Genomic DNA, 12,813 nt, shown 5'->3' with positions numbered 1-12,813 from the left:
ATGAGGCTGGCCTTTTATATATTGTTGTGTTCTACCCAATGGCTTTTTGCGCAGATTGACAGCGACATTGTTCCTGTAGAAATAAGCCTCCCTCAAATAGCCTTACTGGATATTGAAGATGGTAGTCCTGTAATTTTGAATCAGATCAACCCAACAGAAGCCGGGAACCAACCTGGCTTTGAATCAAATTCGATTCAATGGATCAATTTTACTTCCGCAGTAAGTACCGGAACAACCAGAAATATTACAGCTGCAATTGAAGGGGGAAGTATCCCTTCGGGTATAGCATTACAATTAACCCTATCCGGTTATAGTGGCACCGGTGAAGGAAATCTGGGCACTCCAACGGGCGGAGCTATAACCCTGACAACGTCCCCACAGGATATTATTACGGCCATAGGCGGGGCATATACCGGTAATGGCACAGGCAACGGATACCAGGTCATCTACTCCATTTTATTATCGGACATCAGTTTACTAACCTCAACAGCATCAACCAGTTTCGATGTCGTTTATACCATGACCAGCTTATGAAACAAATACCCCTGTTTATCTTCATTTTTTACACACTATTTTCCAACAGTCAGACGATTACAGTTAGCGGGGGAGGCTGGACACCAGCCATCTCTTCATCTGACATACTTGATGCCGGCAGTGATTATAACACGAATGTTTCCAGCAATACAGAACACTCCACCATTAATATCACCGGGACATCGTTGCTATGTTTAGGCATCCTAGTAGCTCCCGACTATCAAATTCGAATAAACCGACAAGACAATAACTGGAACAACCTGTTACAGCTTTTTTTAAGAAGAACAGGAGATGGAGAACCTACCCTATTATGCTTAGGTTGTTTCATAGAAAACGGCAATAATTATATTGAAATTGAGAGTATTGACAAATACTTTTTTAACATACGCGGTTGCTACAGTAACGTCCCTATTCAGTATGAACTTAGAGGCTTGTCCGTCCTTATCCCGCCAGACAACTATAGCACAGAAGTTATTTATACTATAACCAATTTCTAAATTACAATTTTCATAAATAACAGGCCACATTCTACCAGCTTTAAGGGTTTTCGATTACCGTAAGTCCGTATTTCCTCATTTTTTTATAAATGGATAATGGCTGGTTCAAATTCGTCCTGAAGCAGGGTCAATGTAAATTCTACTGATTTTTTCATTTTAAAAACTACTACCTATCTATCTAAACCTATAAAATCTTTTATACATTTAAATAATAACCAACCTTCCTTATTTTTTTATAATTAAATTTGTAATACTTTAGTTTATCTTACTTTCATGAAAACCATACCTATAAGACATCTAAAAGCTTCACAAAAAGAACCAAGTTTATCTGGTAATTTTATGATTAAAAGCCTTAAGGAACTTCTCAACGGAAAGGATATGATTCATGAACTTCACAGACACGATTTTTTCTTCTTTTTAGCATTAAAAAAAGGGGTTGGAAACCATGAAATAGACTTTGTTAGTTATGAAGTAACTGATTATACTTTTTTCATAGTCCGTCCCGGTCAAGTACACGAATTAGAATTAAGAAGTAACAGTAAGGGCTTTATGATTCAGTTTAATACTGATTTTTACTATTCAATTGAAAAAGAGTTTAATTCTTTACTACAAAAAGCTAGTGCTACAAATTATTATCAATTAGAAAAAAATAGTTTTTTAAATTTGAATCTGTTATTAATATCCATTTCTATCGAATATAAAAATCAAGCTGTAGCATATAAAGAAGTTATAAATTCTAACCTTCGTATTCTTTTTATAGAATTAATGAGGTTAAGAAATACTGGTAACAAAACCTCAAATACTAAAGACTCATATGTTCAAGAGCGCCTTGAAGAATTTTTGCACTTATTAGAAACCAATATTACTAGTAAAAAGCAGGTGTCTCAATATGCTAATATATTGAGTCTGTCTAACTATCAGCTAAATGCAATAACAAAACAAGCTTTAGGTAAAACAGCTTCAGAACTTATAAACGAACAAATTATTTTAGAATCAAAAAGGTATCTTCTAGCAACGTCTAATCAAGTAAATCAAATCGCTTTTTATTTAGGGTATGAAGATGTTTCATATTTTATCAGGTTCTTTAAAAAACATACAGGTCATTCCCCAGAAGCTTTTAGGCAAAAACTTAAATAAGTCCTATCCTACTTCATTTTTATCCTAATATTTACTGCCTTTTCAAAAGTACTTTTGTAGTGTAATTTTTAGCATAAGTACGTCAAATGAAAATCGTTTATAAAACTATTTTAGTAGGTATAGGAGCGACCCTTTTTATTGATTTCTGTAAGCTCATTGCAGGTTTATTTGAAATTCAGTCTAGAGGAGTGCTATTTTTAGGCAGATGGTTGGCCTATACATCAAATGGGCAGTTTTTACATAATACCATTATACAAACACCAAGTATAGAAAACGAAAAAATTTATGGTTTAATTGGTCATTATTTTATTGGTGCAATTTTCGCTTTTTTACTACCATTACTTTATGGTAGAAAATGGTTTTCTAAACCCGAATTATTACCACCAATTATCGTTGGTATAGTTTCACTTTTACCGGCTATTTTCATAATTCAGCCATTATTTGGTTTCGGGATTGCATTTTCAAAACTACCAAACTCTACACAATACCTTTTAAAGATTTTTATAATTCACATAGTTTATGGTTTTGGCTTGTATTTAAGTGCGATGTTAATTGAGAGAATTAAACTATTCAAACGACAAAAGCATGAAAGGACATTCAAATAAATGGATATTAGCGAGTCTATCGCTATCTACCTTAATGGCTTCACTTGGTGTTAGTATAGCTAATGTAGCATTGCCAACTTTAACTGAAGTTTTTTCAACTTCGTTTCAATCTGTACAATGGGTAGTCATTTCATATCTCTTGTCAATTACAGTTATGATTGTAAGTATAGGACGATTGGGGGATATTTTTGGTTTACGACGTATGTTAATGATAGGCGTTATCATATACACTTTAGCATCCCTAGCCTGTGGTATATCCCCAACACTATGGGGCTTGATTTTAGCTCGTGCTTTTCAAGGATTAGGAGCAGCTATTTTAATAGCACTCACTTTAGCCTTTGTTCGCGAAGCTGTTTCAGATAAGAAAACGGGAAGTGCTATGGGAATGTTAGGTACAATATCTGCTATAGGTACCGCACTGGGTCCAACACTTGGTGGAATTTTGATAGAGAATTTTGGGTGGAGAACTATTTTTCTAATTATGACTCCACTAGGTGTCTTGAATATGTTTTTAATATACAGGTACCTACCAATAACTAAAACGAAAACAAAGTTTGAAAGCAAAAAAATTGATTGGATAGGTACGGTTGTATTGGCATTAACTTTAACTTCTTACACTTTGGCAATGACAATCGGCAAAGGAAGTTTTGATTGGTTGAATGTAGTGTTGCTATTACTTGCTGTTTTTGGTATTGGGACATTTATGTATTCCCAAGCCAATGTGAAATTCCCATTAATAAAATTATCATTATTTAAAAACAGAAATTTAAGTGCCAGTTTAATAATAAATTCTTTTGTCTCAACTGTAATGATGGCAACATTGGTGGTTGGCCCGTTTTATCTATCAATGGGATTAAGTCTTAATGAAACTTTTGTTGGAATGGTCATGTCGGTTGGTCCAATAGTTTCTGCGCTTACAGGAATTCCTTCCGGTCGAATTGTTGACTATTTTGGTTCATCAAAGATTGTAATAACAGGTCTTTTGATAATGGTACTGGGTGCTTTTGCATTGTCAATATTACCAAATTATTATGGGGTTCTTGGGTATATTATTGCATTATCAATTTTAACACCAGGGTATCAACTTTTTCAGGCCGCTAACAATACGTCTGTTATGATGGATGCAAATAAAGACCAGAGAGGTCTTATATCTGGAGTACTTAACTTATCACGTAATTTAGGTCTTATTACAGGAGCTTCAGTGATGGGAGCATTATTCGCATTTGTTGTCGGTTCTAGTGATTTCGAAATAGCTAAAGCACAAGATATTTCAAAGGGAATGCGTATAACATTTATTGCTGCAGGTATTTTAATCATTATAGCTGTAATTATTTCGCTGACTACACGGAAAAAAAAAGTGTAGAATTCTGAAAATTTAGCATTTGTCCAATACTACTTCAATTTTGTCCTAGCGTATAATTTAGGTAGGATATTAATTTTACGTCATATAAATTAAATACAATTATGGAAAAACAATCCGAATTAAAATACAAGGAATTTTGGAATGAAAGATATCAAGATTCAGGTTTTGCTTATGGTAAAGAACCCAATTTATTCTTTAAAGAGCAAGTGCAAAAATTAAAACCAGAGACAATGTTGTTACCAGCAGATGGAGAAGGTCGCAATGGCGTATTCGCTGCAAAGTTAGGTTGGAATGTTACTGCAACCGATTTAAGTATTGAAGGAAAAAATAAAGCCCAAAAGCTAGCCAACGAATCAGGTGTACCTCTAAAATATATTGTAGGCGATATACAAAACCTTGAATTTCCAAAAGAGTCTTTTGATGCCATCGCTTTAGTATATGCGCATTTTTCTGCCTGGAAAATTTCTATCATTCATCAAAAATTAACCACACTTCTTAAACCTGGAGGATACATCATATTCGAAGCATTTAGCAAGAATCATCTTGATTATCAAAAAGACAATCAAAAAATAGGTGGGCCAAAAGATATAGATATGTTATTTTCTATAGAACAAATACAACAAGATTTTGCTGGACTTGAAATTCAAGTTTTAGAAGAGAAAGAAGTCTTTTTAAATGAAGGAGCTTGCCACAACGGAAAAGGAAGTGTAATTCGTTTTATAGGTAAAAAAATTAGTTAAAAATGAGAAAAACACTAATTGTAATACTGGTTTTTACATTTTTTTCTGCTAATGCTCAAAAAGTCGATCAGTTTAATTCATGGTGGTATTACTCTGGAAAGTATCGATTAACTGATAAATTTAATATTGAAACTTTATACTCTTGGAGTAGACATAATTTTGTTAAGAACTGGCAACAATCAAAATTACGACTAGGTGGTAGTTATGATTATTTAAAAAATGTAAGCTTCGGTGTTGGATATGAATGGGTAGTGCTCTTTCCTTATGGAGCACACCCTGTTTCTGAAAAAAGAACAGAACACAGAGTCTATGAATACTTTAATCTAAAAAATAAAATTAAAACTGTTGCTGTTAATTATGGAATGTTATTAGAGCAACGAATTATGAAAGATAGAATAAGACATCGATTACGATTAATTTTAGGAGTAAAAGTACCTTTAATACAAACAGAAGGTAAAACGAAATTAGGGCTATCACTTTCCAATCAGGTCTTTTTAGATATTGATAAGTATACTAATAATAATCATTTTGGACAGAATAGAATTTATGGAGCTTTTGATATCCCTATAAATAACGCTTTTACGTTAAGTTTAGGGTACATGAATCAATACATAATCATAAAAGAAAGTCGTATTGAAAACGATCATACTTTAATGGTAAAACTATCTCACAAAATTGATTTTAGATAGAAAAATAAACGGTTTAGTTTACTATAATTTTTAGAAAAATTACTACAAACATCTTACATTTGTGATTTACTTTCTATTAACATTACTCACTAGAAATAGTGCTAATAAGAATACCTAATTAGTATGACAACTAACATACATACACTCAAATCACTCATAATCAAAACCATTTCTAGTTTTATTTTTTGTTGTTTTTTATTCTTTACACTTCTAACTCAAGCTCAAAAAAAACAATCTTCATATAACAAAGACATTACAAATGTTAGTTTAGCTAAAAAAAAATGTAAAGACCTCCTTAATCTTTCGCAAAGAGCCTACAACGAAGCAAATTTTGATTCTTTTAAAAAATATAATGATTCTGTTTTATTTATTACTCAAAAATTTGAACTAAAAGAGTTAGAAATAAAATCTATTATAAACCACGGTATCTACTATAATGTTACGGATGCCTATGAAAAAGCTCTTGAAAAATTCCATAACGCTCTTGAGTTTAACAAGACAAATTTTAACAGCGAAATAACAGAAATTAATATCTTAGTTAATCTTGCTAGTGTTTACAGTCAAATAAACAAACCTGATAAAGTAATTACTTATATGGAAAAAGTACTTGCTTTAACTGATAAAAATAATGTATCTAATATTATTAAACTTGCTGCCTATAATGGGCTAGGCAATAGCTATACTGAAAAAAAAGATTACGAAAAATCTTTAGCTTACTTGTATAAAATGAAAAATCTAGCTGAAAGCATAAACAATATCCAAGCTGTTAACACTGCGCTTGACAATATTGGATATTCTTACTTTCAGCAAGAAAAGTGGGATAAAGTTATAACAACAGCTAATGAGTCTTTGGTTTTTTCTAAAAAAAATGGAGTTTCTAAAAGACCTGTTTCACTCCTTAATTTAGGTATGTCTTACCTTCAAAAAGAAGATCCTAAAAAAGCTATACCACTGTTAAAAGAAGTTTTAGTTATGGCTATTAACAGAAAAGATCTTGAGCTTAAAAAAGAAGCTCATTCACACTTGGCTAAAGCTTATAAATTATTAGGTGATTTTGAAAATTCTCAAAAAGAACAAGAAAGCTATTCTGAGTTAATGAATACTTTATTAAAAGAGCAATCAAATGCTGCTCTGCTTGATTTAAAACATGATTCTGATACAGAAAAACAAAATATTGAATCTAAATTACACTCTTTAACCTCTATAGATAATAAAAAAAGTAAATTACTTATTGGTGGTGGGGTTTCAATTGTTTTTTTAGGAGGATTACTGTTCTTTTATGCTCGTAAAAAGAAAATTATTGAGACTGATCGTGAACGTTTCAAAAAAACAAATTCTTTACTTCAAAACGAAAACAAAGCTTTAAAAGCTAAAATGATAGAGCTTGCTGCTGTAAAAAAGGAACAAACCCCTAAAACAGTTCAGTATAAAAACTCTTCCCTAACAGAAAAAGACAAGAATTATTACATGAAAATAATTCTTAATTATATGGAAAAGGAAAAACCTTATCTTGATTTTGAAATCAATCAATCAGAATTAGCATCTCAACTATCTATGAGTAAACATCATCTTTCTGAAGTTCTAAATCTTTGTTTTGACCAAAATTTTTATCAATTCATTAATTTATATAGAGTAAATGATGCTCAAAAAATAATGAAAAACTCTAATTATAAAGATTATAAAATCTTAGCAATTGCCTACGAAGCTGGTTTTAAAAGTAAAACTTCTTTTAACCGTGTTTTTAAAAACCATACTGGTTTTACACCTTCTGAATTTCGAAAACAACAATTAAGCACACTGGCTGTTTAACTATTTTATTTTATAAGAAAACCTTGGAATCAGATGATTCCAAGGTTTCTGTTCTGATATGTTTCTTTTTTACTTTACAGGATTAAGCTTACTTATAGCAGTAATCGTTCCTCCTTCTACTTCAATTCCTTGTGTAGCTTTTGCAGTTGTTGCATCTATATTGTAAACATAACTTCCAGTTTTTGTTGTTATACCAATATAAACTATTCCTTCTGCTTTAGATACATAATGCCCTTTTGATGCAATACTTTCTATATCTTCTTTTGTAGGAAGCCCAGTTACGTCTGTTAACGTTTTAGCATATACATCTACAATTGCCAAATCTTTTCCAGTACTATATGTACCTTTTGAAGCTGTATCGTGTAAATTTACCAAGAATTTACCATTTCCTAAATATAAGTGAGAAGTAATGTATCTATTACCTGAAGCTTCTTCAATGTTATAATAAAAAGTTTGGTCAAACGCTGTTTCTCCTTTTTTAATTCTTGTTATTGCTGATGGCTTTGTAGATGTTATTTCTCCGTTAGTTGTTGCTATAGAAGAAGAAAAAGCATAAGCATCTCCTTTTTCATCTACAGACAAACCATTGTTAAAATAGCGTCCAATATGACTTGTTCTATCGTCATGAATCGTTTTTACATACTCCATTTCTGGGTATGAATATACTGCAATATTAGCTTCGTTAGGGTAAGCCGTTCCAAATCTATCTGTAGAATTTCCTTTAATTGTATAATAAGGTAAATACACATAATCACCTACTTGCGTTATCCAAGTAAAGAAAGCCAACTCTCCATTTTCTTTATTTGCTAAATCTTTGGTATTAATTTGTCCTTCGGCTACAAATTGTGATGTTCTTGTATCAAGACGATACCAAGAAGCGATAGGTGAATCAGAACTTCTTGATATTTTCATTAACAATAAATCATCTTTAACTGGAGCAAATGCTTGTACAGTTTCTGACTGAAAATTAGACAGTTTATCTAATGTTCCTTTATTATTTAACTGGTATGTTGTTACCGCTCCTGGGTTTCCTTGTCCATATAATAAACTAAAAAATTTATTATTACTGGTTACATAATAACGATACGTTCCATCTTGCTCAATACCATTCCCTACTGTACTAATTTTTCCTTGGGATAAATTATCTGTTGTAAGTATATAATCTGCAACTCCTTCTGATGCTTTTGGTGTTGCTGTTATTAAGTATTTAGCTCCTTTTTGAGGTGTTTCTCCTTGTTTCGGAGTGTCATCATCACTACAAGACGTAAAAATTGCCGCTGCAATAAATAAAGCTGAATAAAGGTTTTTGTACTTCATTTGTTTTAATTTATAATTGTTATTTAATTATCTTCTATAAATATGTGTTCTTAAAAAAAAGTATATTTAATTTTTCCTGTAAAGTTTCTACTAGGTTTTTGTAAACTAAAATTGTCATAAAGCTCAGCATTTAACAAGTTTCTACATTCTAAAGTAAATTGTAGTTTCTTGTTAAATGAGTATGTAAAACTTACATCGTGTGATATTTGTTGAGGAATTTCTAGCTTATTACTCCCTAAACTAGGCCAATACAAATAGAAATTATGAACAAATAATAAGTTATAGGCTATGTTTAATTTGTCTTCTTTATTCCATAGATTAGAAAAAGTGTAGCTCGCGTCAGCATTTCCAAATAAATAAGGCTCGTTAGGAACTCGATCTTTGTAAACAACACTAACTTCTGTTTGATTATCTTCATATTTTGTGTTATTTCTTAAGTTTTGATAAGTTATGTTTGCTCCTAGTGAGACTTGATTATTAAAGTTATATCTTGCCTCTGCTTCTACACCAAGGTTGGTTACACTCGCTAAATTATCCATAACTTGCCTACTTTGATTTTTATTAAGCGTAGGTCTAATAAAATCTTTAGCATCTCTATAAAAACCACTTGTATTGAAGTTAAAAGAGTGTTTACTATTTGTATGCTTCCAAAAACTAACTCCTAAATTATAATTATTGCTACTTTCTGGTTTTAAGCTTAAGTTTCCTTCTAAATTAATTATGTCTCCATAAAGTTCATTTGCTTCTGGTAAACGATAACTTTTTTCATAGGACGCTTTAAATTGTATATCATCATTTACAAAGTATGTTGCTGCAAGCCCATACCCTGTATGATTAAACTTATTAACTTGATTTCTATAAGCCACATCTCCGTAGTTTCCACTAGGATTATATGCTTCTGCAAACTTATTTCTTTGATAGTATTTTTTTAAAAAGATTGAGGTATTCCAATTAGAACTTTTAAAGTCATAGCCAAACCCCATCACATTTTTCATCATTTTTTTAGGATGCTCGTAAATTTCGTTATCTGGATTTAACTCATTATGCCCCACTCTATCAAACGTATTAAGAGTATTACTAAATGTAATTTTATGCTTATTATTTAGCTTATAGTTTAAGCTTGTTGTTGTAATACCTGCGTTATTTTTGTATTTATATAAAGAATACGAACGCTCTCCTCCAGGGCCATCATATTCTTTAAAATCTCCAAACCAATTATAACGCCTATGCAACGTATCAATATTTTTTTCTTCTCCCAAGTTGATATTAGCGGTTAACTTAAAGTCTAAGTTTTTAAATATAAAGTCGTTCTTTTTATACTTTACACTAGGCATTATAATATTACCTCTTGTATGCCAAGCTCCAAACACACTTACCATTCTTGCTCCTGTTTGGATTTCTCTATAACTCTGCCCTAGAGTTATACCAAACAATAGTTGATCTGCGAACTTAGTATTTACAAAACCTATATTAAAAATGGCTACTTCGTTATGGTAAGTATCATTAAAACGTTTTATCCTTTGGTTGGGAAAGTATTCTCCGGTGTTTAAATCAGATACATCAACGTTTACTTTATAATCGTTATCGGAATAGTTTTGAAAAGCATTTAATTGAGCAGTAAACCCTGATTTTGCTACATAAACAGCATTTACATGTGATCTATGAGTATTAAACGAGCCAAAAGAATACGAAGCTTCTAAATGACTTTTCTTATGCTGTTGTGTTATAATATTTACAGCTCCCCCTAATGCATCTGCTCCTAAACCTATAGGTACTACTCCCTTATATATTTCTATCCGTTCTGCTAAACTTATTGGAATATTATTAATTTGTAGCGATGAACCAAAATTATCCATGGGCAACCCATCAATAAAAAATCGGACTTGATTTCCTCTAAAACCGTTAAGTGAAAAATTCATTCGAGAACCAACCCCCCCACTTTCTCTAATGCGTACTCCTGCTACTCTATCTAATGCATGTCCTAAATCTAAAGAGGTATGATGTAACTCCTTAGCATCAACAACGCCTACATTATATGCTTTCTCTTTTACTTTTTTTACAATACTCTTTCCAGTTACAAGTACCTCATCCAACTCTACTGATGATTCTTCTAATTGTATTGATAATACTAGTTCTTCTCCCTCCTCTATCTTAAAAAATAGTTCCTTAGTTTTAAAGCCAACAAAAGAAACTTTAAGTACATGTTTTCCTTTAAGTTTACCCTTAAAAAGGAAATGACCATTTATATCAGTTGAAACTCCTTTGTTAGTTTCTTTTATAATAACTGTTGCTCCAGGAATTGGATTTTTCCACGCATCTACTACTGTTCCTGATAATTTAGACTGTGTATACCCTACGAATAAAAATAGAAGGTTAATCGTTATAAAGCTTATTGTTTTTTTAAATGTGTTCACTTTATTTTTATTTAGACTTAATTGAAATTAAAAACAAAATTACTCTTATAAAACTGTAAGCTTTATACGTTAAACGGATAATTAGCTACGCTAAACGGAGTAAATGATACTGATTATTAAGATGATTCTTTTATAGCTTTTTATTTCTTTTTATTTTGAAGAAAATACTAAGTGATGTTATTGAAAGTAGCAACCAAAAAGCATCTACCACAAAAATTTGCGAATATCCTTTTTGCCAAGAAATCCATAGCCAATTGCCAGTAATAGCACCATTTGAGATAGGTACTAGGAATCCAAAAATGCTGCCTAATAAAAGTGATATTTTATTGGTAAAGTAATTGTCTTTTTTTACAATAAAAAGTGAGCTTAATATAAGCCATCCCCAGAAAAATATCTGATAAATAAATACTTTTTTATTGTCTCCATTGCTGTTTGAAAAACATTTAACGGCAACAAAAACAAAAGCAGTCATTGGGTATAAACTTAAACATATAGCCATATAAATATTTACCAGCCAACTGTTGAATTTACGTTTGTAACTTGGTACGTTTTTTTTATCTCTTGCAACTAACCAAATAAGTACGCCAGATATGATTACAAAACAGGTGACAAAACCTAAAACCAAGTAAATTAATTTCATTCCATAACCACCAAAATCTCCAAAGTGTAATCTTTTTAAAATATTTGTAGCTCCTTCTATATACGATAGGCTATTTTTTGGGTCTTTTGTTTGTACTATAAATCCATCTGCTGCTTTGAATGTAACCGTTCCTGAACTTAAAAAATTATCTTTATACTTTGGATACCCTCCTACTTTTACGTGCATATTTGCATCTCCATAATTAAATATTTCAATACTATTTAATTGTAAGCTAGGGTATTCTTTTTTTGTTCTAACTAAAAAATCATTAATAGAAATAGTTTTTTCTAATTCTACTGCTTTGTACTCATAATTTATATCTTTTTCGTAATTCAATGCTTCGGTTAAAGCTTTAGAATTATCATTAAAAATATAGTTTTGCACAGGTGCTAACATTACCATATAACCAATAATTAGGTATGCACCTGTAACAGCAAATATAAATTGATATGGTAGTCCTATTACACCGAGTGCAACATGTGCATCAGTCCAAATAGTTTTCCACTTAGTTTTTGGTCGGAATTGGTAAAAATTAGGTACTACTTTTTTCCAGTGAACGATGATTCCTGTTATAATTGCAAACAAGAAAAAGAAAGCTATTAAGCCTGCAAAAACATACCCAGATCGTCCATAAAAATTTAGTTGTGCAAAAAAATGTAACCTGTAAAAAAATTCTCCTAAAGAATAGTTTTGGTTATAATTTGCTTTTTTAAAGGTTTTTAAATTTGTGTAAAAAAAAGCTCTTTTAGGCTCTTTTTTTGAAGCTAGTGTATCTTTAGATTGCCCCATTCTAGTAACTACATTTTGTCCTTCTACATTTCTATAGAAAGAGATGTCTCTACCTCTTAGATAATACTCTTCTTCTAAGTTATTTAATAAAGCATCAAAATCTCCTTGTAAAAAAAAGTTTTTTTCAACGGGCTCATTTCTTTCCCAAGCTATTATTTCATCTCTTAAAAAAGAAATAGATCCTGTAAAAAAAATAACATATAATGCTGCACTAATAACAATACCACTAATGGTATGTGTATGAAACATTATATTATATACTCTCTTAGCCATAATGAT

10 protein-coding genes are annotated in these 12,813 nt (G+C 31.2%); 7 read left to right on the top strand and 3 right to left on the bottom strand.

Annotated elements, in window-relative coordinates:
* From C7448_RS13940 to C7448_RS13905, 7 genes are all read left to right on the top strand, one after another.
* Positions 1 to 534 carry a hypothetical protein gene (locus C7448_RS13940; protein ID WP_115902031.1) on the top strand — a complete coding sequence of 178 codons (534 nt, stop codon included), beginning with the start codon at positions 1 to 3 and terminating at the stop codon, positions 532 to 534.
* A 770-nt stretch (positions 535 to 1,304) separates the two neighbouring features.
* On the top strand, positions 1,305 to 2,168 hold the full coding sequence (locus C7448_RS13930; RefSeq protein WP_115902029.1) for an AraC family transcriptional regulator: 864 nt from the start codon (positions 1,305 to 1,307) through the stop codon (positions 2,166 to 2,168).
* Between the two features lie 86 nt (positions 2,169 to 2,254).
* A complete protein-coding gene (locus C7448_RS13925; protein ID WP_115902028.1) occupies positions 2,255 to 2,773 on the top strand; it encodes a DUF2938 family protein in 519 nt (172 codons plus the stop codon).
* A complete protein-coding gene (locus C7448_RS13920) occupies positions 2,754 to 4,136 on the top strand; it encodes an MFS transporter (protein ID WP_115902027.1) in 1,383 nt (460 codons plus the stop codon). The genes C7448_RS13925 and C7448_RS13920 overlap by 20 nt, the downstream gene beginning before the upstream one ends.
* Positions 4,137 to 4,237: 101 nt before the next feature.
* Positions 4,238 to 4,876 (top strand): class I SAM-dependent methyltransferase, encoded by a 639-nt coding sequence (locus C7448_RS13915; RefSeq protein ID WP_115902026.1) that lies wholly within the window; start codon positions 4,238 to 4,240, stop codon positions 4,874 to 4,876.
* Between the two features lie 2 nt (positions 4,877 to 4,878).
* Positions 4,879 to 5,565, top strand: coding sequence for a DUF2490 domain-containing protein (locus tag C7448_RS13910; RefSeq protein ID WP_115902025.1), 687 nt, complete (start codon positions 4,879 to 4,881; stop codon positions 5,563 to 5,565).
* A gap of 123 nt (positions 5,566 to 5,688) precedes the next feature.
* Entirely contained in the window at positions 5,689 to 7,374 is a 1,686-nt protein-coding gene (locus tag C7448_RS13905; protein WP_115902024.1) for a helix-turn-helix domain-containing protein, read from the top strand.
* 69 nt (positions 7,375 to 7,443) lie between these two features.
* Here C7448_RS13905 and C7448_RS13900 read toward each other — a convergent pair whose 3' ends face one another.
* The 3 genes from C7448_RS13900 to C7448_RS13890 form a co-directional block, all read right to left on the bottom strand.
* The gene (locus C7448_RS13900; protein ID WP_115902023.1) at positions 7,444 to 8,691 is read right to left on the bottom strand and encodes a DUF4374 domain-containing protein; all 1,248 of its coding nucleotides are present in this window, start codon (positions 8,689 to 8,691) and stop codon (positions 7,444 to 7,446) included.
* A gap of 50 nt (positions 8,692 to 8,741) precedes the next feature.
* Positions 8,742 to 11,105, bottom strand: coding sequence for a TonB-dependent receptor (locus tag C7448_RS13895; protein WP_211321922.1), 2,364 nt, complete (start codon positions 11,103 to 11,105; stop codon positions 8,742 to 8,744).
* Between the two features lie 130 nt (positions 11,106 to 11,235).
* Positions 11,236 to 12,807, bottom strand: coding sequence for a PepSY-associated TM helix domain-containing protein (locus C7448_RS13890; protein ID WP_115902022.1), 1,572 nt, complete (start codon positions 12,805 to 12,807; stop codon positions 11,236 to 11,238).
* Positions 12,808 to 12,813 lie beyond the last annotated feature (6 nt).

This window comes from Tenacibaculum gallaicum, assembly GCF_003387615.1.
GTDB lineage: Bacteria > Bacteroidota > Bacteroidia > Flavobacteriales > Flavobacteriaceae > Polaribacter > Polaribacter gallaicus.
The sequence above is the reverse complement of the archived record's forward strand: the minus strand, read 5'-3'. Positions and strand labels throughout refer to the sequence as shown.

Coding starts and splice junctions, on each gene's coding strand:
- C7448_RS13940 (WP_115902031.1), top strand. CDS start 1: ATGAGGCTGGCCTTTTATATATTGTTGTGTTCTACCCAATGGCTTTTT.
- C7448_RS13930 (WP_115902029.1), top strand. CDS start 1,305: ATGAAAACCATACCTATAAGACATCTAAAAGCTTCACAAAAAGAACCA.
- C7448_RS13925 (WP_115902028.1), top strand. CDS start 2,255: ATGAAAATCGTTTATAAAACTATTTTAGTAGGTATAGGAGCGACCCTT.
- C7448_RS13920 (WP_115902027.1), top strand. CDS start 2,754: ATGAAAGGACATTCAAATAAATGGATATTAGCGAGTCTATCGCTATCT.
- C7448_RS13915 (WP_115902026.1), top strand. CDS start 4,238: ATGGAAAAACAATCCGAATTAAAATACAAGGAATTTTGGAATGAAAGA.
- C7448_RS13910 (WP_115902025.1), top strand. CDS start 4,879: ATGAGAAAAACACTAATTGTAATACTGGTTTTTACATTTTTTTCTGCT.
- C7448_RS13905 (WP_115902024.1), top strand. CDS start 5,689: ATGACAACTAACATACATACACTCAAATCACTCATAATCAAAACCATT.
- C7448_RS13900 (WP_115902023.1), bottom strand. CDS start 8,691: ATGAAGTACAAAAACCTTTATTCAGCTTTATTTATTGCAGCGGCAATT.
- C7448_RS13890 (WP_115902022.1), bottom strand. CDS start 12,807: ATGGCTAAGAGAGTATATAATATAATGTTTCATACACATACCATTAGT.